The 26,107-nt window shown below is 71.3% G+C and carries 22 protein-coding genes and 1 pseudogene; 6 read left to right on the top strand and 17 right to left on the bottom strand.

What is annotated here, in order from left to right:
- Positions 1–273 precede the first annotated feature (273 nt).
- The 4 genes from ilvD to KV102_RS15830 all read right to left on the bottom strand — a co-directional run bounded on the left by ilvD (position 274) and on the right by KV102_RS15830 (position 4,432).
- Entirely contained in the window at positions 274–1,959 is a 1,686-nt protein-coding gene (gene ilvD / locus KV102_RS15845; RefSeq protein WP_220341180.1) for a dihydroxy-acid dehydratase, read from the bottom strand.
- Between the two features lie 57 nt (positions 1,960–2,016).
- Positions 2,017–2,592 carry a hypothetical protein gene (locus tag KV102_RS15840; protein WP_220341179.1) on the bottom strand — a complete coding sequence of 192 codons (576 nt, stop codon included), beginning with the start codon at positions 2,590–2,592 and terminating at the stop codon, positions 2,017–2,019.
- Between the two features lie 12 nt (positions 2,593–2,604).
- Positions 2,605–3,195 (bottom strand): SatD family protein, encoded by a 591-nt coding sequence (locus tag KV102_RS15835; RefSeq protein ID WP_220341178.1) that lies wholly within the window; start codon positions 3,193–3,195, stop codon positions 2,605–2,607.
- A 115-nt stretch (positions 3,196–3,310) separates the two neighbouring features.
- On the bottom strand, positions 3,311–4,432 hold the full coding sequence (locus KV102_RS15830) for an exo-alpha-sialidase (protein WP_308290351.1): 1,122 nt from the start codon (positions 4,430–4,432) through the stop codon (positions 3,311–3,313).
- Here KV102_RS15830 and KV102_RS19765 point away from each other — a divergent pair.
- From KV102_RS19765 to KV102_RS15815, 3 genes and pseudogenes are all read left to right on the top strand, one after another.
- Positions 4,386–4,724, top strand: a pseudogene (locus tag KV102_RS19765) (PadR family transcriptional regulator); the annotation flags it as partial. The gene KV102_RS15830 and the pseudogene KV102_RS19765 overlap by 47 nt on opposite strands.
- Before the next feature lie 359 nt (positions 4,725–5,083).
- Positions 5,084–5,983, top strand: coding sequence for a hypothetical protein (locus tag KV102_RS15820; RefSeq protein WP_220341176.1), 900 nt, complete (start codon positions 5,084–5,086; stop codon positions 5,981–5,983).
- 9 nt (positions 5,984–5,992) lie between these two features.
- Positions 5,993–6,865, top strand: coding sequence for an oxygenase MpaB family protein (locus tag KV102_RS15815; protein WP_220346849.1), 873 nt, complete (start codon positions 5,993–5,995; stop codon positions 6,863–6,865).
- On the opposite strand, the gene KV102_RS15810 is transcribed toward KV102_RS15815, so the two are convergent.
- The 10 genes from KV102_RS15810 to KV102_RS15765 all read right to left on the bottom strand — a co-directional run bounded on the left by KV102_RS15810 (position 6,840) and on the right by KV102_RS15765 (position 20,608).
- On the bottom strand, positions 6,840–7,757 hold the full coding sequence (locus tag KV102_RS15810) for a 2-hydroxyacid dehydrogenase (protein WP_220341174.1): 918 nt from the start codon (positions 7,755–7,757) through the stop codon (positions 6,840–6,842). The genes KV102_RS15815 and KV102_RS15810 overlap by 26 nt on opposite strands.
- Before the next feature lie 5 nt (positions 7,758–7,762).
- Positions 7,763–9,277, bottom strand: coding sequence for an Asp-tRNA(Asn)/Glu-tRNA(Gln) amidotransferase subunit GatB (gene gatB, locus KV102_RS15805; protein ID WP_220341173.1), 1,515 nt, complete (start codon positions 9,275–9,277; stop codon positions 7,763–7,765).
- Positions 9,274–10,797, bottom strand: coding sequence for an Asp-tRNA(Asn)/Glu-tRNA(Gln) amidotransferase subunit GatA (gene gatA, locus KV102_RS15800; protein WP_220346848.1), 1,524 nt, complete (start codon positions 10,795–10,797; stop codon positions 9,274–9,276). Before gatA ends, gatB begins: the two co-directional genes overlap by 4 nt.
- Positions 10,794–11,096 carry an Asp-tRNA(Asn)/Glu-tRNA(Gln) amidotransferase subunit GatC gene (gatC, locus tag KV102_RS15795; protein ID WP_220341171.1) on the bottom strand — a complete coding sequence of 101 codons (303 nt, stop codon included), beginning with the start codon at positions 11,094–11,096 and terminating at the stop codon, positions 10,794–10,796. Before gatC ends, gatA begins: the two co-directional genes overlap by 4 nt.
- 76 nt (positions 11,097–11,172) lie before the next feature.
- Complete coding sequence (locus KV102_RS15790) at positions 11,173–12,111, bottom strand: hypothetical protein (protein ID WP_220346847.1); 939 nt, start codon at positions 12,109–12,111, stop codon at positions 11,173–11,175.
- Positions 12,112–12,700: 589 nt separating this feature from the next.
- Positions 12,701–14,848, bottom strand: a complete 2,148-nt coding sequence (gene ligA / locus KV102_RS15785; protein WP_220346883.1) for an NAD-dependent DNA ligase LigA — start codon at positions 14,846–14,848, stop codon at positions 12,701–12,703.
- Between the two features lie 53 nt (positions 14,849–14,901).
- Positions 14,902–17,259: an Ig-like domain repeat protein gene (locus KV102_RS15780; protein WP_220346846.1), complete on the bottom strand. Its 2,358-nt coding sequence runs from the start codon at positions 17,257–17,259 to the stop codon at positions 14,902–14,904.
- 72 nt (positions 17,260–17,331) lie between these two features.
- The gene (locus tag KV102_RS15775; RefSeq protein ID WP_220346845.1) at positions 17,332–18,279 is read right to left on the bottom strand and encodes a methionine synthase; all 948 of its coding nucleotides are present in this window, start codon (positions 18,277–18,279) and stop codon (positions 17,332–17,334) included.
- Between the two features lie 23 nt (positions 18,280–18,302).
- On the bottom strand, positions 18,303–19,403 hold the full coding sequence (gene mnmA / locus KV102_RS15770; RefSeq protein ID WP_220341167.1) for a tRNA 2-thiouridine(34) synthase MnmA: 1,101 nt from the start codon (positions 19,401–19,403) through the stop codon (positions 18,303–18,305).
- Positions 19,403–20,608 carry a cysteine desulfurase family protein gene (locus tag KV102_RS15765; protein ID WP_220341166.1) on the bottom strand — a complete coding sequence of 402 codons (1,206 nt, stop codon included), beginning with the start codon at positions 20,606–20,608 and terminating at the stop codon, positions 19,403–19,405. Before KV102_RS15765 ends, mnmA begins: the two co-directional genes overlap by 1 nt.
- Before the next feature lie 62 nt (positions 20,609–20,670).
- Between KV102_RS15765 and KV102_RS15760 the strand changes: the two genes are divergently transcribed.
- Genes KV102_RS15760 through KV102_RS15750 form a run of 3 tightly spaced genes read left to right on the top strand, consistent with a single transcriptional unit; the run spans position 20,671 to position 22,834 of the window.
- A complete protein-coding gene (locus KV102_RS15760) occupies positions 20,671–21,105 on the top strand; it encodes a hypothetical protein (RefSeq protein ID WP_220341165.1) in 435 nt (144 codons plus the stop codon).
- Positions 21,095–21,952, top strand: coding sequence for an aldo/keto reductase (locus KV102_RS15755; RefSeq protein ID WP_220346844.1), 858 nt, complete (start codon positions 21,095–21,097; stop codon positions 21,950–21,952). Before KV102_RS15760 ends, KV102_RS15755 begins: the two co-directional genes overlap by 11 nt.
- A gap of 9 nt (positions 21,953–21,961) precedes the next feature.
- Positions 21,962–22,834 (top strand): LLM class F420-dependent oxidoreductase, encoded by an 873-nt coding sequence (locus KV102_RS15750; RefSeq protein ID WP_220346843.1) that lies wholly within the window; start codon positions 21,962–21,964, stop codon positions 22,832–22,834.
- Positions 22,835–22,864: 30 nt separating this feature from the next.
- On the opposite strand, the gene KV102_RS15745 is transcribed toward KV102_RS15750, so the two are convergent.
- The 3 genes from KV102_RS15745 to KV102_RS15735 are packed head-to-tail and all read right to left on the bottom strand — an operon-like array spanning position 22,865 to position 26,084.
- A complete protein-coding gene (locus tag KV102_RS15745) occupies positions 22,865–23,815 on the bottom strand; it encodes an SDR family oxidoreductase (RefSeq protein WP_220346842.1) in 951 nt (316 codons plus the stop codon).
- Positions 23,812–24,759, bottom strand: a complete 948-nt coding sequence (locus KV102_RS15740; RefSeq protein ID WP_220346841.1) for a bile acid:sodium symporter family protein — start codon at positions 24,757–24,759, stop codon at positions 23,812–23,814. Before KV102_RS15740 ends, KV102_RS15745 begins: the two co-directional genes overlap by 4 nt.
- Positions 24,756–26,084 carry an NAD(P)/FAD-dependent oxidoreductase gene (locus KV102_RS15735; protein ID WP_220346840.1) on the bottom strand — a complete coding sequence of 443 codons (1,329 nt, stop codon included), beginning with the start codon at positions 26,082–26,084 and terminating at the stop codon, positions 24,756–24,758. Before KV102_RS15735 ends, KV102_RS15740 begins: the two co-directional genes overlap by 4 nt.
- Positions 26,085–26,107: the final 23 nt, after the last annotated feature.

Here is a 26,107-nt window from a genome sequence, read left to right as displayed (position 1 = left end):
CGTACGGACCGGTCTCGCCGGCGTGTGGTGGGCGGCTGCCCTCGTGCTGGGGTCTTCTCGGACGGTCTGGTGGCAACAAAAAACCCCTCGGCCCGAGCGGGCATTCGAGGGGTGACGCGGAACCGTTGCCGGTCGCGCGTCAGTGGGGTACGAGAAGGAGGTTGCGCACGAGACAAGAGTGCGCGACGGGCCCCCGAGGGTCAAGCCAGCATCACTCGCGTCTCGCATCCTGAGATGTCCGTCCCACATGACGGCGTGCGCCCCTCCTCACGCTCAGCCCAGGACCGCCCCGTCCGCTGCCGAGCCGACGAGCTTGGCGTACTTCGAGAGCACGCCGCGCGGCGGCACGACGGGCAGCTTCGGCGTCCATCCGACCTTGCGCGCCTCGAGCTCGTCGGCGTCGATCTCCACGTCGAGGCGACGGTTCGCCACGTCGAGCGTGATGGGGTCTCCGTCGCGCACGAACGCGATCGGGCCGCCGTCGACGGCCTCCGGCGCGACGTGGCCGACGCAGAGCCCGGTGGTCCCGCCCGAGAAGCGGCCGTCGGTGAGGAGCAGGACGTCCTTGCCGAGACCGGCGCCCTTGATCGCACCGGTGATGGCGAGCATCTCCCGCATGCCGGGGCCGCCCTTGGGCCCCTCGTAGCGGATCACGACGACGTCACCGGCACCGATGGTGTCGTCGGCGAGCGCGGCCATCGCGGCCTGCTCACCGTCGAAGACCCGCGCCGTACCGCTGAAGACGCTCTCGTCGAACCCGGCGCTCTTGACGACTGCTCCCTGCGGGGCGAGCGTGCCCTCGAGGATCGTGAGTCCACCGGTCGCGTGGATCGGGTCGTCGAGGCGGCGGATGACGTCGCCGTCGACGGGCTGCACGAGCTCCGCGAGGTTCTCCGCCATCGTCTTGCCCGTCACCGTGAGGGTGTCGCCGTTCATCAGACCGGCGTCGAGCAGCGCCTTCATGACGACCGGGATGCCGCCGACCTTGTCGACGTCGTTCATCACGTAGCGGCCGAAGGGCTTGAGGTCACCGAGGTGCGGCACCTTCTCACCCACCCGCACGAAGTCGTCCAGCGTGAGGTCGACCTCGGCCTCGCGGGCGATCGCCAGCAGGTGGAGGACGGCGTTGGTCGAGCCCCCGAGCGCCATCACGACCGCGATCGCGTTCTCGAACGCCGGCTTGGTCAGGATCTGCCGGGCCGTGATGCCACGACGGAGCAGGTTGACCACGGCCTCGCCGGAGCGGTGCGCGAAGCCGTCGCGTCGACGGTCGACCGCCGGCGGGGCGGCCGAGCCGGGCAGCGACATGCCGAGAGCCTCGGCGACCGAGGCCATCGTGTTGGCGGTGTACATGCCGCCGCAGGCCCCCTCCCCCGGACAGATCGCGCGCTCGATGCGGTCGACCTCGTCACGCGAGATCATGCCCTTCAGGCAGGCGCCGACGGCCTCGAAGGCGTCGATGATGGTGACGTCCTTGCCGTCGACCTGCCCCGGCATCGTCGAGCCGGCATAGAGGAACACGCTCGACAGGTCGAGCCGCGCCGCGGCCATCAGCATGCCGGGCAGGCTCTTGTCGCAGCCGGCGAGGAGCACCGACCCGTCGAGCCGCTCGGCCATCATGACGGTCTCGACGGAGTCGGCGATGACCTCGCGCGACACCAGCGAGTAGTGCATGCCCTCGTGACCCATGGAGATCCCGTCGGAGACGGAGATCGTGCCGAACTCGAGGGGGTAGCCGCCCGCCGCGTGGACGCCGTTCTTCACTGCTCCGGCGAGACGGTCCAGCGAGAGGTTGCAGGGCGTGATCTCGTTCCAGCTGGAGGCGACGCCGATCTGCGGCTTCTGCCAGTCGTCGTCTCCCATGCCGACGGCACGGAGCATGCCGCGGGACGCGGTGCTCTCCAGTCCGTCGGTCACGTCACGACTGCGGGGCTTGATGTCGGGGGTCTCGGACGCCATGACTCAAGATTACGGCGGACGAGGCGGGGTCTGGACGACGGTCCCGGGGGCTGGGACTCAGCGGCCGGGCGGGAGCACGTACGGGGCGAAGGCGAGGTAGGCGCAGGTGACCGCCCAGATCACACTGGTCATCGTCCCGATGATGAAGCGCTCGGCCGTCCCCGTCGTCTCGCCCCGAACCCCGGTCGCCGTGCCCATCTTGAGCTCCGGATAGCGGCCCAGTCCTTTGACGGCGAGCACGATGGCGACGCCCTCGGGCCACCGGGCGGCGAGCGAGCCGAAGACGGCGAGCCGCTCGAGCGCCCCGATCCACACCCCGCCGCGCAGGATGTCGGCCGCGGCGCTCATCGTCTGGCCGTGCGTGGTCGCCGGTGAGCGCGAGGAGTCGATGGTGTCGAAGACGGCGGAGGTCACCACACCGCCCCCGGCGACCGCCAGGACCATGGCGAAGAGGATCAGGATGTCGTGCTGGACACCGGTGACGGGCTCTCCGAAGATGCTCGCGACGACGGCGAGCGCGACCGCGAGACCGAGCACTGCGCCGACCACCTGGCGTCCGGGCTCGCTCTGGACGAAGGCCCATCCGACCAGCGCCAGGCAGGCGGCAGCGACCACCAGCACGTAGGTCGTCATCGGCCTCGCTCCTCAGTGATTCTTCTGCTCCGGGTCGCAGGCTGCCAGGAGGTGCGCGGCGAGCGTACGGCCTCGGCGCTCCTCGGTCCAGCCCGCGACGGCGAGGCGGCTGCTCATCGCCTGCGCCGTGATCCCCAGCCCTGCCGCCGCGGACCGCTGGGTCCCGCCGTCCGCCATCGCATCGACCGCCTCCCACCCGGCGTCGGTACGCCGGGACAGCAGGCCGGCGAGCAGCCACAACGCAGTCTCGGCATCCTCCGCCGGACCGGTGTCCTCGGCGCGGACGCACACGGGCTGCGGCTCGGACTTGGCACGCTCGACGGCCTCTCTCGCGTAGACGTAGGCAGGGCCGCGCCCGGCCCGGGTCGTGTCGGGGAGCGGCCCTTCGACCACGCCGGCCCCGATCCCGATCCACCACCGGCGCTCGCGCAGGGCGTGCACGACGAGATCGGCGACCTGTCTCGGATCCTCCACCAGGCCCTGGACCTCGTCGCCGGCGGTGCGCTCGAAGGGGCGTACGGGATCGGCGATGCCCGCGAGGGTGACGAGGAGCTCGGGCACGGCGTCACGGTCTCGGCGGCTTCGCCGCTGGTCGAGCGTCATGACATACACGACGACCCTCCATCAAGGTTGCAGAGTGGATCCTTAGAGATCAAGCCTGCATCTTTGATTGTATGATGTCAAGCGGTCAGGGTTGATGATCGCTCTGCACGTCACCTCAGACCATGGCCGCACGCACGCACATCACGTCGGGAAGGTGCGAGGCGACCTCTGCCCAGGTCTCCCCCTCGTCGGCGCTGGCGAACACACTGCCGTCGCGCCCACCGAGATAGAGGCCTGCCGGCAGTCCGTACGCCGGCGCATCATCGGCCCGGAACGCGTCACGCATCACGGCCGCGTAGTAGGGGTCGGGCAGACCCTTGCCGAGATCGCGCCAGGTCTCCCCCGCGTCGTCGGAGCACCACACCCGCGCCTGCGCCCCCGGCGGCATCCGGTCGGAGTCGGCGACCAGAGGGAACACGTACACGGTGTCGGGCTGGGCGGGGTGCACCACGATCGGGAAACCGAAGTCGCTCGGCAGCCCGTCAGCGATCGACGTCCACGAGTCACCGCCGTCGTCGGACCGGTAGACACCGTGATGGTTCTGGGCGTACATCCGCTCCGGCCGGTCGGGGTGCGAGGCGACCTTGTGCACGCACTGCCCGAACTCCGGCCAGGGGTCGGGGAAGAAGTAGGCCTTGATGCCGACGTTGTGCGGGTCCCAGCTCGTCCCCCCGTCCTCTGTGCGATAGACACCGCCCGTCGACATCGCGACGGTGACGCGCGCCGGGTCGACCGGGTCGGGCACCACGGTGTGGACGGCCTGACCGCCGAAGCCGGCGTCCCACTCCGTCCGGTGAGGGTGGTCCCAGAGTCCGCGCACGAACGAGAAGGTCTCGCCGCGGTCGGTCGACCGGAACAGCGCGGAGGGCTGGGTCCCGGCCCACACCTCGTCGGTCTCGGTGCCCGGCGTCAGCTGCCAGACCTGCTCCAGCGCGACCCCCGCGTCCTCGGGGAAGCGGATGCCACCGCCGGGGGTCTCCGACCACGTCTCGCCGAGGTCGTCGGACCAGGTGACCTGAGGACCCCAGTGCTCGCTCATCGTCCCGACCAGCAGGCGTGGCGCCTCCCTGCGGGTGTCGATGCACGTCGCGTAGACCGCGTTCATCCCGAACAGCGGCCCACGCAGCTCCCACCTCGAGCGGTCGTCCGAACGACCGATCCACAGTCCTTTGCGCGTGCCGATCAGCAGCATGGCCTCCATGACGTCCCACCCGGTCTTCTCGCTCGACGTGCTCACCAGTGTTCCTAATTGGAATACTGGCTACGCTAAGGACGTGCCGAGCGCCCTGTCAACGACCTCGTACGCTCTCCTCGGTCTGCTCACGCTCGACCCGCACGACGCCGCGGGGCTTACCGGCTACGAGCTCAAGCAGCGCTGCGACCAGACGCTGCGCTACTACTGGGTCTCCCCTGCCACCAGCCAGGTCTACACCGAGCTGGCACGGCTCGCGCAGAACGGGCTGGTCGAGGTCGCCGACGCCCCGAACGGACGGCGGAGCACCCGCCGGTACGCGGTCTCGGAGGCCGGCAGGACCCACCTCCTGGAGTGGCTCGAGTCCTCCGAGCCGGCGTTCCCGGTCCTCAAGCACCCGGTGGCGTTGCGCCTGATGTTTGCCCACATGGTCTCGCCGGAGCACGTCCAGCGATGGCTGGACGTCTACATCGCCCAGCTCGAGGAGCGCACCGCCGAGCTCCGTGGCGTCCGCGAGATGCTCGGTGACGACCCCCGCCTGAGGTCGCCGGCGACCGTCGCCGACTGGGGGCTCGCCTACTTCGCGAGCGAGCGCGCCATCGCCGAGGACCTCCGCGAGGTCGGAGGGGACGTCCAGGGCTGACGCACGGGTCGCGTACCGTCAGGTCGGCTGTTCCACCTCACGAAGGGATCCCCGTGGCTCGCATCGCCCTCGCCAGCTCCGCGTCCGACGTCGACGACGCCGAGGTCACGCTGCTGAGCGACGCGCTCGGCGCCGACGGCCACGACGTCGCCGTCGAGGTGTGGGACGACGACGCCGTCGACTGGCATGCCTACGCGCTCACCGTCGTGCGCTCGACCTGGGACTACACCCCGCGTCGCGAGGCGTTCCTCGAGTGGGCCCGGCGGGTGCCGCGACTGCGTAACCGGGCGGAGGTGATCGCCTGGAACACCCACAAGACCTACCTTCGCGACCTCGCCCAGGCCGGCTGCCCCGTGATCCCGACCGCCTGGGACGTCACCGACGAGGAGACGCTCGTCGCCCACGCCGATGCCTGGGCGATCCCGGTCGACGAGACCGAGTGGGTCGTCAAGCCTGCCGTCTCGGCGAGCTCGCGCGACACCGCGCGCTGGTCGGACGTCGACGACGCGCTGGCCCACAGCCGGTCGCTCGTGGAGGCGGGCCGTACGGCGATGCTCCAGCCCTACATCGCCTCGGTGGACGACGAGGGTGAGACCGCGCTCCTCTTCGTCGGCGGCGAGCTCTCGCACGCCGTCGTCAAGGGCGCGATGCTCCGCCGAGGCGAGGGGGTGCGTCACGATCGTGACGCGCGCGAGAGCATCACGCCGACCACCGCCACCGACGCACAGCTCGCCGTCGCCGCGCAGGCGCTCCGGGCGGCCACCCAGGCGCTCGGTGGCGGCCCCGACCTGCTGTACGCGCGGGTGGACGTCGTCACCGGTCGGGACGGGGCCCCGCAGCTGCTCGAGCTGGAGCTGACCGAGCCGTCGCTGTTCCTTCCGTCGGTCGACGGGGCCGCCGAGCGGTTCGCGGCGGCGATCACCTCGACGGTGAACTCTTTGGGACGCGTCTAGAGTCGACGCATGGGCGTACGCGACCGGCTCGGGCACGAGCTGTTCGCCCGCGTTGCGGGCGACGACGGGGCGCGTCGTCGCGTGCGCATCCATGGCGCCGACGGTCCCCGTCGGTTCGGACCGGACGACCCGATCCAGCGTGTGCACGGGGACGCCTCGATGTTCGTGGGAGGCATCCGTGCCCTCCTCCTCCAGTCGCTCCACCCGCTCGCGATGGCGGCCGTGGACCAGCACTCCGGCTTCCGCGGCGACCCGTGGGGGCGCCTCCAGCGGACGAGTGGCTTCCTCGCCGAGACCACCTTCGGCACGGTGGAGACCTCGGAGCGGGCCGTACGCATCGTCCGGGCCATCCATCGACGGGTGCGCGGGACGGCACCGGACGGACGGCCGTACGCCGCCGACGACCCCCATCTGCTGACCTGGGTGCACGTCGCCGAGGTGGACAGCTTCCTGCGGGCGCACGACCGGTACGGAGGATCGCCGCTCTCTCCGGACGAGCGCGACCTCTACGTCGCGCAGGCGGCCGAGGTCGCGCGGGCCCTGGGAGCCGACGATCCGCCCACCGACACCGCCGGGCTGGCCGACCGGCTCCACGCCTTCCGGCCCGAGCTCGCCTCCACCGCCGCCGCGCGGGAAGCCGCGCGCTTCCTGCTGCTGACTCCGCCGGTGCCGTGGGCGCTGCGACCGGGCTACGCCGCACTGTCGGGCGCCGCGGTCGGTCTGCTCCCCCGCTGGGCTCGCAGGCCGCTACGGCTGCCGTGGCTCCCCGTCACCGAGACGCTCGCCTTCCGAACGGCCGGGTCGGCGGCGACGAAGACCATCAGATGGGCGATGCAGCCGGGACCGCCGAACGCGGTCAGCGGTGGAGCCGGACCTGGTTGAGCAGGTCCTCACCGGCCGCGAACCGCTGGAGCTGATCTCTGACCAGCGCGAGGATCCGGGGTCGCATCGCCGAGGTCCCGCCCGCGACGTGCGGCGTCAGGAGGAGGTTGGGCGCTTTCCACAGCGGGTGGTCGGCCGGCAGCGGCTCGGGGTCGGTCACGTCGAGCGCCGCGCGCAGGCGTCCGTCCTCGAGCTGGGCGAGCAGCGCCTCGGTGTCGACCACGGGGCCCCGTGCGAGGTTGACCAGCAGCGCACCGTCGCGCATCGCGGCGAGGAACTCCGCGTCGACCAGGTGACGGGTGGCGTCGGTCAACGGCGTGAGGACGACGACCACGTCGGCCGTCGGCAGCAGCTCGGAGAGCTCCGAGGAGGCGTGCACCCCTTCGCGTGCGTGCCCGGCCACGCGGACGATCTCGACCTCGAAGCCGGCGAGCCGGCGTTCGAGAGCGTGACCGATGCTCCCGTAGCCCACGATCATCACGGTCTTGTCCGCCAGGGAGTCCCACCACCGGTACGGCAGCCAGTGCTGCTCGTCCTGTGCCCGAACGAAGGCGGGGATGCCGCGCAGGGACGCGATGATTGCGCCGACCCCGAGCTCGGCGGTCGCCGCGTCGTGGACGCCGCGCGCGTTGCACAGGGTGACGCCGTCCGGGATCTGCGCCGCGATGCCGTCGGTGCCGGCCGACTGCGCCTGGATGACGCGAAGCCGAGGCATCCTCGCCGCGATCTCGCCGACGGAGAACGACAGGTCGTACGGGAGCACCCACATCTCCGCCTCAGCCAGGACGTCGTCCGGGGGGAGGTTCGACGCATCTCCCGAGAACGGCACGACGGTCAGCCCTTCGGGCGCCGACAGCTCGTCGGCGCCGAACGGCGTCACCACCACGGTCATCGCCGTCAGCCGAGCTTGCTGAGGATCAGCTCGCGGACCCTGCCTGCGTCCGCCTGACCCCGCATCTCCTTCATGACGGCACCGATGAGCGCACCCGCGGCCGCGACCTTGCCGTCACGGATCTTGGCGGCGACGTCGGGGTTGGCCTCGATCGCGCGGTCGACGGCCGCGGTGAGCGCGCCGTCGTCCGAGACGACCTCGAGTCCACGGGCCACCACGATCTCCTCCGGCGTGCCCTCGCCCGCGACGAGGCCGTCGAAGACCTGGCGTGCGAGCTTGTCGTTGATCCGCTTGGCGTCGACGAGCGCCTGCACCTCGGCGACGTGCGCCGGGGTGACACCGAGCCCGTCGATCGGCGTGCCCGTGTCGTTCGCACGACGCGCCAGCTCACCGAGCCACCACTTGCGGGCGGCCGTCGGGGTCGCGCCGGCGGCGACGGTCGCCTCGATGAGGTCGAGCGCACCCGCGCCCACGACGTCGCGCATCTCGAGGTCGGAGTATCCCCACTCCCCCTGCAGGCGCGCGCGGCGCTGTGCCGGCGGCTCGGGCAGGCTCGCGCGGAGCTCGTCGATCCACTCCTCCGAGGGGGCGACCGGGACCAGGTCGGGCTCGGGGAAGTAGCGGTAGTCCTCGGCGTCGGACTTCTCGCGACCGGACGTGGTGACGCCGGTGTCCTCGTGCCAGTGCCGGGTCTCCTGGACGATCTTCTGACCTGCGTCCAGGACGCCTGCGTGGCGCTCGACCTCGTAGCGCACCGCGCGCTCCACCGAGCGCAGGGAGTTGACGTTCTTGGTCTCCGACCGGGTGCCGAGCACGTCGGCGCCCTTGGGCATCAAGGACAGGTTGACGTCGCAGCGCATCGAGCCCTGCTCCATGCGTGCGTCGGAGACGCCGAGCGCCTTCACGAGCTCACGGAGGTGCGCCACGTACGCCCGCGCGACCTGCGGGGCGTACTTGCCGGTGCCGACGATCGGCTTGGTGACGATCTCGATCAGGGGGATGCCCGCACGGTTGTAGTCGACCAGCGAGTAGTCGGCACCGTGGATGCGCCCGGTGGCGCCGCCGACGTGCAGCGACTTGCCGGTGTCCTCCTCCATGTGGGCGCGCTCGATCTCGACACGGAAAGCCTGAGGGCCCTCGTCGGTCTCGATCGTCACCTCGGTCCAGCCCTCGAAGCAGATCGGCTCGTCGTACTGCGAGGTCTGGAAGTTCTTGGGCATGTCCGGGTAGAAGTAGTTCTTGCGTGCGAACCGCGACCACGGGGCGATCGAGCAGTTGAGCGCGAGCCCGATCCGGATGGCCGACTCGACCGCCTTGCCGTTGACGACCGGGAGCGCCCCAGGGAGCCCCAGGCACGTCGGGCACACCTGGGTGTTGGGCTCGGCGCCGAACACCGTCGAGCAACCGCAGAACATCTTGGACGCGGTGTTGAGCTCGACGTGGACCTCCAGCCCCATCACCGGGTCGTACGTCTCGAGCGCCTGGTCGAACGGGACCAGCTCCGTACGGGTGGCGGTCACTTGCTCTCCTCCTGGGGCGTCGCGGCGAGCCCGGGTGCGCGGCTCAGCAGCGGCGCTCCCCACTGCTCGAGCAGCAGCCGCTCGAGCGCGGCTCCGACGTTGTACAGACGGTCGTCGGCCATCGCAGGCGCGAGGACCTGCATGCCGACCGGCAGCCCGTCCTCGTCGGTGACGCCGACCGGCAGCGAGAGGCCCGGGATGCCGGCAAGGTTGGCCGGGATCGTGGCGACGTCCTGCAGGTACATCGACATCGGGTCGTCGAGCTTGCTCCCGAGCGGGAACGCCGTCGTCGGCGACGTCGGGGAGACGAGCACGTCGACCTGCTCGAAGGCGCGGGCGAAGTCCTGCGCGATGAGCGTGCGGACCTTCTGCGCGGAGCCGTAGTAGGCGTCGTAGTAGCCGCTGGAGAGCGCGTAGGTGCCGATGATGATGCGGCGCTTGACCTCGTCACCGAAGCCGGCCTCGCGGGTGGCCGCCATCACCTGCTCCGCGCTCGGGTCGGGCACGCCCTGCGGGCTGACCCGCAGGCCATAGCGCATCGCGTCGAACTTGGCGAGGTTGCTGCTGGCCTCAGCGGGCAGGATCAGGTAGTACGTCGAGAGCGCATAGTCGAAGCTCGGGCACGAGACCTCGACGATCTCGGCTCCGGCCTTGGTGAGGAGCGCGACGGCCTCGTCGAAGCGGGCCCGGACTCCCGCCTGGTAGCCCTCTCCGCCGAGCTCGCGCACGACACCGATCCGAAGCCCGGACACGTCGGCGCGGCGAGCGGCCTCGACCACAGGCGGGACGGGCGCATCGATACTCGTGGAGTCGAGCGGGTCGTGCCCGCCGATCAGCTGGTGCAGCAGCGCCGCGTCCAGGACGGTGCGGGTGACGGGACCGGCCTGGTCGAGCGACGACGCCAGTGCGATGAGCCCGTAGCGGGACACGCCGCCGTAGGTCGGCTTGACGCCCACGGTGCCGGTGACCGCGGCCGGCTGCCGGATCGAGCCACCGGTGTCGGTGCCGATCGCGAGCGGAGCCTCGTACGCGCCCACGGCGGCCGCAGAGCCGCCTCCGGAACCGCCGGGGATGCGGTCACGGTCCCAGGGGTTGCGGGTGGGGCCGTACGCGGAGTGCTCGGTCGAGCTGCCCATCGCGAACTCGTCCATGTTGGTCTTGCCGAGGATCGGCAGCCCGGCCTCGCGGAGGCGGCGTACGAGGAAGGCGTCGTACGGCGGGACCCAACCCTCCAGGATCCTGGAGCCCGCGGTGGTGGCGATGCCGGCAGTGGCGACGACGTCCTTGACCGCGATCGGCACGCCGGCGAGCGGGTGCAGCTGCTCCCCCGCGGCGCGGCGGGCGTCGACGTCGCGTGCCGTCGACAGCGCACCGTCGGCGTCGAGCGCCAGGAACGCGTTGAGGTCGCCGTCGACGGCGGCGATCCGGTCGAGGTGGTCCTGCGTCACCTCCGCGGACGAGACCTCGCCCGCGGCCAGCCTGTCGGCGATCTCCGCCGCACTCAGACGGATGGTGCTCATGCGTCCTCCCCGAGGATCTTCGGGACGGCGAATCGCTGCTGCTCCACGGCCGGCGCACCCGCGAGCGCCTGCTCGGGTGTGAGCCCCGGAGTGACGACGTCCTCGCGGAAGACGTTGGAGAGCGGCACGGCGTGAGAGGTGGGCGGCACGTCGGCGGCCGCCACCTCGGCGACCTTGGCGACCGACTCGAGGATGACCGTCAGCTCAGGCGTGAGACGGTCGAGCTCGGCGTCGGTGAGGTCGATGCGTGCGAGGTTCGCCAGGTGGGCGACGTCAGCGCGCGAGATCCCGTCGGACAACGGAGAGTCCCTTCGAGCGTGGGTGGGGATTACCGATCCATCCTAGGGCGTCGACCGAGAGGTCCGGTGCCCGCGCTCACCGGATCTGGCGCACCATCACCGACAGGTAGGTGCCTGCGCTGGAGCCGTAGGAGTCGAAGCCCAGCACGTAGCTCTTGAAGTCGCCCTCCTGACGGGCCGCGGCCGCTCCTGTGAACGCGGCACCGGACTCGTCGGTGAGACCGAGCGCGACCAGCTCCTGACCCACGACCGTGCGGCCCTGCCTCTCGTCGAGAGGTGCGTCGTACGACGAGCTGCGGACCGAGAGGTTCCAGGTGGTCGAGGTGGTCGACGTGGTCGAGGACTTCTGATCCATCCCCATCACGCGGATCGTCGCCGCGCCCTTCTCCTTGCCGCACGAGAGCGAGCCCAGCTCGGTCTGCTCGCAGGTGTAGCCCTGCGCCTCCAGAGTCGGCGTCAACGCCGTGGTGGTGGCCGGGGACGGCCCGCTCGCCGGGACCGACGGAGCATCGGATGCGCGGACCTGGAGGCCGTCGCCGTAGGCGTTGAGCGAGGCCTCGGTCCCCAGGTCCTCAGGCCCCAGCGACGCCTCGTTCTGGACCGCGGCGACCACCTCGTCACCGCGACCCGCGAACAACGCGTCACCGACCAGACGGGCGACGGCCTCGGTGATCGAAGCCGGGTCGTCGACCCGGTAGGCGAGGAGACTGACGGTGTCGACGGCACCGTCGGCGAGGTCGATCCGCAACATCGCCCGCTGCGGCTCCTTTGCGGCGACGAAGTAGTGGCACCGCATCAGCGAGCCCGGGACCGAGGCGTAGCAGGACCACCCGTCCTGCTCGCCCAGCGCCGCCGTCAGGGCAGTGGCGGCGCCCTCGCTCATCGGCTTTCCCTCGCCCGAGTCGTCGGACGAGGACCCGACCTTCTCGGGCTTGCTGGCCGACCCGCTGGCGTCGTCGTCACCGCCGAGAACGGTCATGCCCACGAAGACCATCGCCACGACGAGTGCGACCACGAGGACGACGCCGCCGGTGACGAGCGCGATCGTCCGTCCACGGTTGCCGCTGCTCGTGACGCCCTGCGGCGCGGGGGCCCACTGCGCGGTGCCCTGACCTGGCTGTGAGGAGTAGCCCGGCTGCGCCGGATAGCTGCTCTGCCCGGGTGGCGGGCCGTACGGCGGCGGGGGCGGACCCTGCGGCGGGCCCCAGGCCTGCGTCGGCGGGCCCTGATGAGGCGGAGGTCCCTGCGGCGGACCCCAACCCCCCTGCGGGCTCTGCGGCGGACCCCAACCCTGCGCCGGCGGGCCCTGACGGGGCGGAGGTCCCTGAGGCGGGCCCCAGCCTTGCGCGGGAGGGCCCTGCGGCGAGGCCCACCCTGGTGGCGGACCCTGCGGTCGGTCGCCGCGGGGAGGCTCGCCATCGGGAGACGGGCTCTGAGGCGGGACAGGCGGCTGCGGGCCGTTCGGGTTCGACATCGGTCCTCCGGGGAAGGGTGCGCTCCATTGTGGACCAGCCACATCTCGTCGCCGACGCCGGAGGTCGACGACCGTCACGACCGATCTGCGACCGTCCGTGCCGAGGACTCGCCGCCCTCAGGACGGGCGATCAGGCGTCTGCGGCCGGGGCCTCGTCGACCGCAGGCGGGCCCTCGCGCAGCAGGTCGACGAACCCGGCCTCGTCGAGCAGCGGCACCCCGAGCTCCTCGGCCTTGGCGGCCTTCGTGCCGGCCGCCTCACCGACGACGACGAAGCTCGTCTTCTTGGAGACCGACCCCGCCGCCTTGCCGCCTCGGGTCAGGATCGCCTCGCGGGCCTCGTCGCGCGTGAAGCCCTGCAGGGAGCCGGTCACGACGAGCGTCAGGCCCTCCAGCGTGCGCGCGATCGACGCGTCACGCTCGTCGGCCATCCGGACACCGGCAGCAGCCCACTGATCGACGATGTCGCGGTGCCAGTCGACCCCGAACCACTCCACGACCGACGCCGCGATGGTGGGGCCGACCCCCTCGACGGCAGCCAGCGTCGCCGAGTCGGCGTCGCGGATCGCGTCCAACGTCCCCAGCTCCGCGGCCAGCCCTCGTGCGGCGGTCGGGCCGACGTGCCTGATCGAGAGCGCGACCAAGACCCGCCAGAGAGGTTGCTCCTTGGCGTTGCCGAGGTTGTCCAGGAATCGGCGTCCGTTGGCCGACAGCACCCGGTCTCCGGCCCCGGCCTCGCGCTCGGCCTTCTTGGCCGCTCGGGTGAACAAGGGGACGCGGAGGAGCTGCTGCTCGTCCAGGGAGAACAGACCGCCCTCGTCGGTCAGCACACCCGCGTCGAGCAGCGCGCTCGCCGCCTCATAGCCCAGCACCTCGATGTCGAGCGCGCCCCGGCTGCCCACGTGGAAGAGACGCTCGCGCAGCTGCGCGGGGCAGCTGCGGGTGTTGGGGCACCGGATGTCGGCGTCGCCCTCCTTGGACGGCGCCAGCGTGGTGCCGCACGAGGGACACTGCGTCGGCATCACGAATGCACGCTCGCTGCCGTCGCGCAGTGCGGGGACCGGTCCGACGATCTCGGGGATCACGTCGCCGGCCTTGCGGAGCACGACGGTGTCACCGATGAGCACGCCCTTACGCTCCACCTCGGACGCGTTGTGCAGCGTCGCCATCTCCACCGTCGACCCCGAGACCAGGACGGGCTCCATGACGCCGTACGGCGTGACGCGGCCGGTGCGGCCGACGTTGACGCGGATGTCGAGGAGCCTGGTGTTGACCTCCTCGGGCGGGTACTTGAACGCGATCGCCCAGCGAGGCGCACGAGACGTCGACCCGAGCGCCCGCTGCAGCGCGATCTGGTCGACCTTGACCACGATGCCGTCGATCTCGTGCTCGACGTCGTGCCGGTGCTCGCCGTAGAAGGTGATGAACTCCTCGACCTCAGCCATCGTCGGCAGCACACGCACCCGGTCGCTCGTCGGCAGGCCCCAGGCGGCGAGGGCGGCGTACGCCTCGGACTGCCGCTCGGGCACGTAGCCCTCCCGGTCACCGATGCCGTGGCACACCATCTGCAACGGCCGGCTCGCGGTGACCCGTGGGTCCTTCTGGCGCAGCGACCCGGCGGCGGCGTTGCGCGGGTTGGAGAACGGCGTGTTGCCGGCCTCGCTCCACGCCGCGTTGAACTCCTCGAACGCCCGCGTCGGGAAGAAGATCTCGCCCCGGACCTCGAGCAACGACGGCACCGGGTGCTCGTCGGAAGCGGTCAGCCGGTGCGGGATGCCGTCGATCGTGCGGACGTTGGCGGTGACGTCCTCGCCGACCGTGCCGTCACCGCGAGTCGCCGCCCGAGTCAGACGGCCGGCCTCGTAGGTCAGGTTGATCGCGAGACCGTCGACCTTGAGCTCGACGAGGAAGTCGCTCTCCTTGCCCGCCTCCTTCTCGACGCGGGCCCCCCAGGCCGCCAGCTCCTCGAACGAGAAGCAGTTGTCGAGACTCTCCATCCGGCGCCGGTGCCGGACCGGCGAGAACGCCGTCGAGATGCCGCCGCCGACCGTCTGCGTCGGCGAGTCGGGCGTGCGCAGCTGCGGGAACGCGTCCTCCAGCTTGCGCAGCTCGACCATCAGCTGGTCGTACTCGGCGTCGGAGAGGGTCGGCGCGTCCTCGACGAAGTAGCGGGTGCGGGCCTGCTCGATGCTCTCGCTCAGCTCGGCATGTCGCGAGCGCGCGGCGGCCTCGTCCGGAGGGCTCTCGATGCGTTCGTCAGAGGTCGGCACGGACGCCAATCTACCGCTGCCCACGGACAGCCGTACGAGGTGAACCGGGCCTGGCCCGGAGGTCAGCGCACCCGTAGCGTGAACGCCTTCGACCGGTACGGGAGCACGTAGCCCTTCGGCCTGATCGCGACCCGCAGCCTCTGCGTGCCCCGACGGGAGGTCGGCATCTTCAGCACGACGCGCCCGCTGAGCTTCTTGGTCATCGCAGCCGACCGCAGCACCCTGCCTCCGCGGTAGACCGTCACCCGGCCCACGACCCGTCGGAAGCCCGGCGCCGTCGCCCGCACTCGCAGGACGACCCGTTGGCCGCGTCGCGCCGACCGGTCACTGAGCTTGCGGGTGACCTTGAGCTTGGCCTTCGCCACGGCCACCGTCCGGCGGGCGGTCGGGGCGGCGTTCAGGCTCCGCGACCCGGCGTACGAGATCGTGAACGCGCGCCGCTTCGTACGGCTCGGGGTGAGCCTCACGTCGGCGACCCCGCGCGACAGAGCCCGGGAGCCCACGACCCGCGCGCCCTCGCGGACGACGACCGTGCCCGTCGGCGTCTGCCCGTTCGCCCAGGCCCGCACCCGGAGCACGGGCTGCGCCCGCCAGCGCGGGACACCGACCCAGGCGTGCGACAGCGAGGAGCGGCCCTTCGCCACCCGGAGGGTCGCGGCGGGCGCCGTGGAGCCCGAGATCGCGTAGTGGCCGTCGTAGCGGGCGACGAGCCGGTGGGTGCCACCGGGGAGGTCGCGCCGCAGGCGTACCGTCGCGGCCGCGGCGTACCGGTCGCCCACCCGGGAGACGGTCGCTCGGCCGAGGAGCGTGGAGCCGGCGAGGATGCTGACCGTGCCGCGGGGCACCACGTTGGCGCCCTCCACCGTGACGCGGGCCGAGACCTGGTCGCCGGACGTCACCGATGTCTTGTCGAACGTGGCAGCGGTCGTGGTGGCTGCCTTCGTGACGTTGACCGTGAACGGCGCCGCCTGCCGCCAGGCGACCGCCGCATCCCCGCTGTAGATCACCGCGAGACGTCGCGCACCGGCGTACATGAGCTTGGGGAGCTTGATCGAGGCCTTGCCCGACGCCAGCGTCGCTTGGCCCAGCACGTCTCCGCGCTGGGTGTCGACCACCTGCACGGTGCCGGTCGGGACCCGCCCGGAGGCAGCCACCGTGATCGCGACGTCCACCCGGTTGCCACCGACGGTGTAGGCGGTCGGCGCGGGGGTCGCGGTGATCGTGGGGGTGATCCCGGTGTTCTTCATCAAGGCGCCCACCCGCGTGCGGATCGTGCCCATCTTGGAGTAGAGGTTGCGGCCCGGGCACGCCGTCTGGCCGACGTCACGGTGCCCGACGATCTTGGTGCGCGAGACCTTCTTGCCGGTGTTGGTGGTGAAGGTCCGGTAGCCGGTCGGGATCACGTGGTTGAGGGAGAACTTCCACGCGATCACGCGGGAGATCGTCTCGACCACCGCCGAGGACGCCTGGGCCGACTCGAAGTTGCCGAGGACGGAGATCCCGAACGTCGTCGAGTTGTTGTTGAGCGCGTGCGCGCCGACGACGTTGCGCGCCAGTCCACCCCAGCGTCCCTCCCACGCCTGGCCCCACTTGTCGACGACCACGTTGTAGCCGATGTCCCGCCACTTCAGCGCCTTGGTGTGGTAGGCGTAGATCGCCCGGATCACGGCGGGCACCTCGCCACGCGAGTACGAGTTGGAGCCGGCCGTGTGGTGGACGACGGCGCCCTGGACGGACCCGTAGTCGGGCGCGGAGCGGTCCCGGATGCGCTCGTCGGCTCCCCAGGCCGCCCGCGACTTGATCGAGGGTCTCGGCGTCGCCGCCGACGCCGCCGCGAGGGGCTCGACCTGCTGCGTGGTCGTGGTCGTCCCGAGGTCGAGCAGGTCGACCTGGACGTCGTCGGGGACCGATCCGTCCGGCGTGGCCACGGTGACCTGGATGGCGTCGGACTCGCCGACGATGAGCGGGGCGGTGCCCCCGCGTGCCTTCGCCGCCTCCCGGGAGCCCGGGTCGGGGCCGTCGTCGGTGGCGTCGTCGAGCCGGTACCACTTCGTCCAACCGCTCGTCTCGCGCGTACGGACGTAGGTGACCACCTCGCCGTCGACCGAGCCCCGGTCCCACGTGACGCCCGCGACGCGGAAGTCCTCGGTCGGCAGCTTGGGCGAGTCGACGGCGGTCGCGACGGCGTGCGTGGGGTCCGGTGCCGGACTCCCGTCGGGCGCGAGGGCCCCGTCGACCGGCGGATCGGTGCTCGGCTCGTCGTCAGCGCCGGCGGTGTACGCCGCGAGGGCGTACGTGGTCGGGTCCGGCGTCGTGCCGACGGTCACCGTCTCGTTCCAGGTGACCACGGGAAGAACGACCAGTCCGGCCGCGACGGTCGGTAGGACGGCGAGTGCGATGGCGCTCCGAGATGTGCTCATGCTGACCCCCCAGGGGTGGTGTGCTCCCAGGCAGCGTACGTGAGCCACGTCACGGCGCTACTCGGAGCGAGATCAGAGTTTTGTCGTGGCCGCGACACCGCGCAGAACGCGGCGGGCGTCGTCCGGCGACGCGTCGGCGAGCCCGCAGGGCGGCGACAGGACGGTCCGTGGGACGGTCGCCTCCTCCCCGAACCCGAGCCCGCTGAAGAAGCGGTCGCTCGTACGCCGCATCGCGCTCACGTCGTCGTCGGCAACTCCTGGCCACAGGTCCACCCCGGACTCGAGCACCGAGGCGTACGCGTCGCGCTCCTCGCCGCTCACCAGGCCGAGGTCGAAGGAGATCGCCTCGAATCCGGCCCCTGCGAGCAGCGACAGCGGCACCCGGGGCGCACAGGTGTGGACCACCGGGCGCGCTCCCGCGCCACGCGCCGCGTCGGCGACCTCGCGCAGCGCGGCGTCCACCTCCGGGGGGTGCACCCGCCGGTGGTTCCCGGCGCCGCTCGCGGTCGGGACCTGCCCATCGAGCACCGAACGCAGGCCCGGCTCGTCCACCTGGACGACGATCGAGGCCGCGGGGACGCGGCGACGCACCTCCTCGACGTGGGCGGCCAGACCCGACGCGAGCGACTGGGCGAGCTCTCGGCGGGCTCCGTGGTCGGCCAGCAGGCGGTCGCCCCGCGGACGCTCCATCGTCGCGGCCAGCGTCCACGGTCCGGCGACCTGGACCTTGAGGTCGCCCTCGTAGCCGTCCGCCTCCTCCTCGAGCACGTCGAGGTCGTGGGCCAGGAGCGAACGGGCACGTCGCTGGTCGAGGCCGGGACGGTCCGTCAGACGCCAGCCGGCCGGCTGGAGGTCCGCACCGAGACCGTCGAGGAGGCCGGCCGCCCGCCCGATCATCCCCGCCCCGTCACCGCGCGCCGGCAGCTCGGGCAGGAACGGCAGGTCGAGCGACTCCAGGACGAACCGGACGACGCCACGGAAGTCCTCCCCCGGCATCGAGCCGATACCGGTCGCGCGCATGCCTGTGGCTCCTCCGTCGACGCTCATCGGACCGGCACCGCACCGGCGACCCGCCGGGTGGCGGAGATCGTCGCGGACCCGACCACACGCGTGCCGTCGTAGACGACGACCGCCTGCCCAGGGGCGATGCCGTCGGCGGGGTCGTGCAGGTCGACGTGCAGCCGGTCGCCGTCGAGACGGACGGAAGCGCGGTGCTCGTCGCCGTGGGCGCGCAGCTGGACCGTGCACGAGAGCTCGCCGTCGGGCGGCGCCCCGCACCACAGCGGCCGGATGCCCACCAGACCGTCGACCGCCAGGTGCTCGCGGGGACCGACCGTCACCGTGCCCGAGACGGGCTCGATGTCGAGGACGAAGCGCGGCCTGCCGTCCGCGGCGGGACGGCCGAGCCGCAGCCCACGACGCTGACCGATCGTGAAGGCGAAGGAACCTTCGTGCTCGCGGAGGACCTCGCCGCCCTCGTCGACGACCACACCGGGACGGGTGCCGAGCTTGTCGTGCAGCCAGCCGGGCGTGTCGCCGTCGGCGACGAAGCAGATGTCGTGGCTGTCCGGCTTGTGCGCCACCTGCAGGCCCCGGCGCTCCGCCTCCCGCCGTACCTCGTCCTTGGTGTCGGTGCCGAGGGGGAACATCGAGTGGGCGATCTGGTCGGCGGTGAGCACGCCGAGCACGTACGACTGGTCCTTGGCGTGGTCGACGGCGCGGTGCATCTCGACCGTGCCGTCCGACGCGGTCTCGAGACGCGCGTAGTGACCGGTCACCACGGCGTCGAAGCCGAGGGCGAGAGCACGGTCGAGGACGGCGGCGAACTTGATCTTCTCGTTGCACCGCAGGCAGGGGTTCGGGGTGCGGCCGGCGGTGTACTCGGCGATGAAGTCCTCGACGACCTCCTCGTGGAACTCCTCGCTCATGTCCCACACGTAGAACGGGATGCCGATCACGTCAGCGGCGCGGCGGGCGTCGTTGCTGTCCTCGATCGAGCAGCACCCGCGCGCTCCGGTGCGGTACGACTGCGGGTTGCGTGAGAGAGCCAGGTGCACGCCGGTCACGTCGTGGCCGGCGTCCTTCGCGCGGGCTGCGGCGACGGCCGAGTCGACTCCCCCGGACATGGCGGCCAGGACACGCATCAGCGCCTCCCCGCCGTCGAGGCAGCACGTGCGCGCTCGTAGATCCCCGGGAGTGTGGCGAGCAGCCGGTCGACGTCGGCCGCGGTCGTGGTGTGCCCCATGCTGAAGCGCAACGACCCGCGCGCCGCGAGGTCGTCCAGACCCATCGCGGTCAGGACGTGGCTCGCCTGAGGCACCCCGGCCGAGCAGGCCGACCCGGTCGAGCACTCGATCCCGGCCGCGTCGAGGAGCATGAGGAGCGAGTCTCCTTCGGCGCCGGGGAACGTGAGATGGACGACGTGCGGCAGACGCGACTGCGGACCGGGCTCCGGGTCGCCGTTGACGACCGCCTCGGGGACCGCCTGACGCAACCCTTCGACGAGACGCCGCCGCAGCGCCTCGAGCCGCGCGGACTCGTCCTCACGGCGGGTGACGGCGAGGTCGACCGCGACCGCGAACGCGGCGATCGCCGCCGTGTTCAACGTGCCGGACCGCAGGTCGCGCTCCTGTCCGCCGCCGTGTACCAGCGGGACCGCCTCCAGCTCGCGACGGGCGACCAGGGCGCCGACGCCGGTCGGGCCGCCGACCTTGTGCGAGGCGAGAGACATCGCGTCGAGGCCGCTCGCGGCGAAGTCGACGGGGAGATGGGCGAGCGCCTGCACGGCGTCGCTGTGCACAGGGATGCCGTGCTCGCGGGCGAGCGCCACGATCTCGGGGATCGGCTGCACCGTGCCCAGCTCGTTGTTGGCCCACATGCAGCTGATCAGCGCGACGTCGCTCGGGTCACGCTCGAGGGTGGCGCGCAAGGCGTCGACGTCGAGCCGGCCCACCGCGTCGACGCCGACGAGGTCGACGACCGCCCCCTCGGACTTCTCCAACCAGGCCAGGGAGTCGAGCACGGCATGGTGCTCGATCGCCGACGCGACCGAGCGGCGGCGGGCGGGGTCGGCACGGTGGCGCGACCAGTACAGGCCCTTGACTGCGAGGTTGTCGGCCTCGGTGCCTCCGGACAGGAACACGACCTCGCTGGGGCGGGCACCGATCCGCTGGGCGATCAGCTCACGCGCCTCCTCGACCCGGCGCCGAGCCCGGCGTCCGGACCCGTGGAGCGAGGAGGGGTTGCCTCCCTCGAGCATGGCGTCCTGCATCGCCGCGATCGCCTCGGGGACCATCGGCGTGGTCGCTGCGTGGTCGAGGTAGGAGGTGGTGGCGGGCGCGAGACTCATGACACCTCCAACCTAGTCGCCGGTGTTCTGTGCGTGCGTCCGGTGCCTGCGACGCTAGAGGGATGAAGCACCTTCCGACGGGCCGGATGCGCACTCACGACAAGCATATCGACCTCGTCTACAACCGGATCCTGCCGCTCGACCGAGACGACGCCTGGGCGGCGGTGACGGGTCCTGAGCCGCTCGGCGACATCGAGGTGACGGTGATCGGCGAGAGCGAGCCCGACCATCTCGCGGTTCGCCTCGACACCGGCACCGTGGTCGACGCCTACCTCCGCACACGCGAGGACAGCACGACCGACATGCAGCTGGTGATCCACGACGTCACACCGGCCGACGTCGGCGAGCAGGGCCCTCGCGGCGACTACCTGCTCGGAGTCCTCGGAGCGAGGATCGTCGACGAGCCCGAGCCTGTCTGGACCGACTACTACCCTGCAGGTCGGGCGTACTACGACACGCTCGCCGATCTCGAGGAGGACGACAGCGATGACCGTTGAGGGCACCAGCGCGACCACGTTCGACATCGACGGTGTGGGCACCGTCAACCGGCTGGGATTCGGCGCGATGCGCATCACCGGCCCGGGGATCTGGGGCGAGCCTGCCGACCGTGAGACGGCGCGCGCGGTGCTCCGGCGGGCCGTCGAGCTGGGAGTCGACTTCATCGACACGGCCGACTCGTACGGGCCCGAGGTGAGCGAGTCGATCATCGCCGAGGCGCTGGCGCCGTACGGAGAAGGTCTGACCATCGCCACGAAGGCCGGCCTCGTCCGCACCGGTCCGGACGAGTGGTGGCCGGTCGGCCGTCGTGAGTACCTCCGGCAGCAGGTCGAGATGAGCCTGCGTCGGCTCCGGACCGACGTGATCGACCTCTTCCAGCTGCACCGGATCGACGAGCGCACGCCCCGCGACGAGCAGTTCGAGACGCTGGCCCAGCTGCGCGAGGACGGCAAGGTCCGAGCGGTCGGGCTGTCGCAGGTCACGGTGGCCGACATCGAGGAGGCGCGGACGTACGTGCCCGTCGTCACGGTCCAGAACCGCTACAACCTCGTCGACCGCTCCTCGGCCGACGTCCTGGCCTACTGCACCGAGCACGGCATCGGGTTCATCCCGTGGGCACCGGTCGATGCGGGCGAGCTCGCCGGGCCGGACGGACCCGTCGGCCACGCGGCCGAGCGGTACGACGCGACACCCGCCCAGGTCGCGCTGGCGTGGCTGCTCCAGACCTCGCCGGTGATGCTGCCCATCCCCGGCACCGGGTCGGTCGCGCACCTCGAGGAGAACATGGCCGCAGCCGCGCTCACCCTCGATCCCGAGACCGTTAATGAGCTGGACCGCGCACTGTAGCGTCTAGCCATGCATGTCTCGCTCCACCTCCCCCGTTACGACGTTCCCGGTGGCGCGACAGCGATCGCGCCGGCGTACGCCGAGGTGGGCGCGGTCGCCGACGCCGGCGGCCTGCGGTCCCTGTCGGTGATGGACCACTTCTTCCAGATGGAGGGCTACGCCGGTGGTCCGCGCGACCCGATGCTCGAGGCCTACACGACGCTCGGGTTCCTCGCCGCGCGGACGGAGCGGGTCGGGTTCCAGGTCCTCGTCACCGGTGTCCCCTACCGCCATCCCGGGCTGCTGGCCAAGATCGTCGCGTCGCTGGACGTGCTGAGCGGTGGCCGCGCGACCCTCGGGATCGGCGCCGGCTGGTACGAGCGCGAGCAGCGCGGGCTCGGGGTGCCCGTGTGGCCGGCGGGTGAGCGGCTGGCGCGGCTCGAAGAGACGCTGCAGATCGTCACGCAGATGTTCGGCGACGACGACGGCCCGTACGAGGGGCGCTACTACCAGCTCGCCGAGACGCTGTGCGAGCCGAAACCGCTCGGACCCGTGCCGATCATGGTCGGCGGAGGCGGCGAACGCAAGACGCTGCGGCTGGTCGCGCAGTACGCCGACGCCTGCAACCTCTTCGCGCAGGCCGGCGACGGGACAGACGGCGTGGCGCACAAGCTCGACGTACTGCGCAGCCACTGCGAGGACGTCGGGCGGCCGTACGAGGAGATCCGCAAGACGATCCTCTGGAACGGCTCGGTGCCGCTCGACGGCTCGTTCACGGGCTCTCTCGCCCCGTACGCCGAGATCGGCGTCGAGGAAGTGTTCGTGACGCCGTCCGACGACGACCCGGTGGGGTTCGCCCGCGAGCTGGTCGACACCGTCGTCGAGCCGGTCGCTGCGTTGTAGCGGCGGCGCCGTGCCGGGTGGGCCGCGACGTCACAGCCCCTGCGCGGCCCTCCACGCCTCGAACGCCTGCGCAGACGTGTAGGCAGGCTCGTACCCGAAGACCGTCTTGAGCCGTGTGTTGTCGAGCACCGGGCGGAACTGGAGGAACTTCGTCTGCTCGGGGCCGTACTGCGTCAACCGCAGCGGCTTCGCGACCGTGAGCGCCCCGCGGAGCACGACCTCGGGGATCGCCAGCGTGCCCCGTCCGAGGCGCACCGCGATCTCGTCGATCGTCAGCGCCCCGTCGCCCGCGACGTTGAAGGTGCCCGTCACGTCGGCGGTGACGGCGTGCACGACGATCGCGGTGAGGTCGGTGTCCCAGACGAACACGAAGGGTGAGTCGGCCCCCGCGATCTTGAGGAGGCGCTTCTTGCGGAACAGGTCGGTGATCTGGTTGTCGACCCGCTCCCCCAGGATCGTCCCGATGCGGAGAACCGTCTGCTGCAGCTCCGGGTGGTCGCGCCGGGCGTCGGCCAGCATCTCCTCGACGAGCCGCTTGTGCCGGCTGTACGCGAAGGCGTCGTTGCCGCGTACGGGCTGATCCTCGGTGATCCACGCGGGATTGTCGGCGTGGTAGCCGTACGCCGCGCCGCTGGAGGAGACGACGAGCCGGCGTACGCCGTGGGTGAGGGCCGCGTCGAGGACGTTGCGGCTGCCGTCGACGTCGACCCGGTAGGCCACGTCGTCGGTCATGCCGGGGGGCGGGTTCACGATCGAGGCGAGATGGACGATCGTGTCGACCTCGTACGAGGAGACCGCGTCGGACACGGCGCCGGGGTCGGTGACGTCGACCGTCGCGTACTCGACGCCCGTGACCCGCTCGCGCGGCTCCCGCACGTCGGCGCTCACGACGAGCGCGACCCCGGGGTCGGCCGCGAGACCAGGGACGACGGACGAGCCGAGGAAGCCCGAGCCACCGGTGACGAGGACGCGACGACTCATGCCGGCACCTCGACCTTCTCCTCGCGGACGGGTCTGCGCGCCCACAGGGACGCCACCACGAGACCCGCGATGATGTCCCAGATCCCCCACCAGGCCGCGACCAGCGCCATGCCCCCGAGCCCGTCGAAGAACTCGAAGACCAGCAGCAGCCCGAGCCCGGCGTTGCGGATGCCGACCTCGAACGTCATCGCCCGTGTCGACCGGTCGGACAGGCGTGCACCCCGAGCGACGCCGTACCCGAGGGCCATCGCGAGGGCGTCGTGGAGGAAGACGGCGATGACGACGACGCCGATGTAGTCGACGAACACGCCCCAGTTGCTGGCGATGCCGACCACGATGATGGCGCCGAGCGCGACGAACGCGACCTTGCTGACGATGCCGTGCGCACGCGCGGCGACCCGCGGCCACAGCCGCGCGATCGTGATCCCGAGGACGAACGGCAGGCCGATCACGAGGAGGACCTCGCTGAGCATGTCCCAGGGGCTCACCTCGATGTCGGTGAGGAAGTTCTGACCGGTCGGGTGGAGGCCGCCCCAGAAGGCGAAGTTGAGCGGCATCAGGAAGATCGCCAGCACGTTGCCGACCGACGTCATCGCGACCGAGAGCGCGACGTCACCGCGGGCGCGGTGGGTGAGGATGTTCGAGACGTTGCCGGGAGGGCAGCACGCCACGAGGATCATGCCGAGCGCGATCGACCCGCGGACGTTGAGCAGCAGCGTGAGAGCGAAGGTGATCGCGGGCAGCAGGAGGAACTGCCCGGCGATCGCGACTCCCATCGCCAAGGGCTTGCGTGCGGCGGCACGGAAGTCCTCGAGCCGCGTGTCGAGGGCGATGCCGAAGAGGATCGTGCCGATGACGATCTTGAGCAGCGTCAGCGACGACTCGTTGAACGAGATGCTGATCGCGTCGACGTCGCCGGCGGCGAGGAACACGAGGTCGGTCACGAGAGCTCCTCGATCGCGGCACGGACCGCCGTACGGTAGGCGTCCTTGTTGACGTAGTAGCTCATGCGCTCCAGGCCGAGGTAACGGTAGCCGCCGGACAGGTCCGGCAGCGGGCCACGGGTCTTGGCGGCGAACGCCTCCGCCTGGGCCGGGCGTGTCCGCCGAGCATCGACGTACGACGCGATCAGCTCGGCCTGCTCGTAGCGGCCCTGCCAGCCGAGCCCCGACGCCTCGACCATGCCCATCACGAAGAGGTCGTCGCGCTCGGGAGTGAAGATGTTGAGGTAGAGCTGCGGCGACCAGCCGTTCCAGCGCAGCAGGGCCGGATCGATGAACGGGTAGTGCAGCGTGTAGCCCGTCGCGAGCACGATCGTGTCGTAGTCGCGGCTCGTGCCGTCACGGAAGTGCACCGTCGAGCCGTCCACGTGGTCGACATCGGGCTTGATGCTGAGGTCGCCGTGGCCGAGGTGGTGGAGGATCAGCGAGTTCACGATCGGGTGCGACTCGTAGATCTTGTAGTCGGGCTTGGGGAAGCCGAGCTTGACGGGGTCACCGGTGAAGAGCTTGAGCACGCGGGTGTCGATCGCCTGCTTGACCCGAGGAGGGAGCGGCTTGCCCTGGTTGAGCGTGTCCGCGGGCTTGCCGAAGAGATACTTCGGCACGAAGTAGTAGCCGCGCCGCACGCTCATGTCGACCGATGCGGCGTGGTGCACCGCGTCGACGGCGATGTCGCAGCCCGAGTTGCCGGCGCCGATGATGAGGACGCGCTTGCCGGCGAAGGTGGTCGCCTTCTTGTACGCGCTGGTGTGGAACACCTCGCCGTCGAACTGGCCCTTGAGCTGGGGCAGGTTCGGCTCGGACAGGGTGCCGTTGGCGATGACGACTCCGGAGACACGGTCGGTGCTCGTCGAACCTGAGGACACCTCGCGGGTCGTGACCACCCAACCCCCGTCGGCGTGCGGCTCGACGCGGGTCACCTCCGTGCCGAAGCGATAGTGGTCGCGGAGACCGAAACGGTCGGCGTACGCGCGGAAGTAGCGCTTGAGCTCACGGTGGCTCGGGTAGTCGGCGGCCTCGTCGCCCATCGGCATCTCGGCGAACTGGGTCGTGGTCTTGGAGGAGATCAGGTGCGCCGACTCGTACATCGTGCTGCGCGGCCCATCGATGTCCCACAGGCCGCCGACGTCGTCATGGAGCTCGTACCCGACGACGTCGAGGCCGCGCTTGGTCAGTGCCCGGGTGGCCGCGAGGCCGGACGGGCCGGCGCCGATGACGGCGTACGGGAGTGCGGGCGGGGCATCGCCACCTGATGTGATCTTGGACACGCGCCCTAGTGTGCCAGACGGTT

Source organism: Mumia sp. zg.B53 (genome assembly GCF_019550935.1).
Lineage (GTDB): Bacteria > Actinomycetota > Actinomycetes > Propionibacteriales > Nocardioidaceae > Mumia.
The sequence above is the reverse complement of the archived record's forward strand: the minus strand, read 5'-3'. Positions and strand labels throughout refer to the sequence as shown.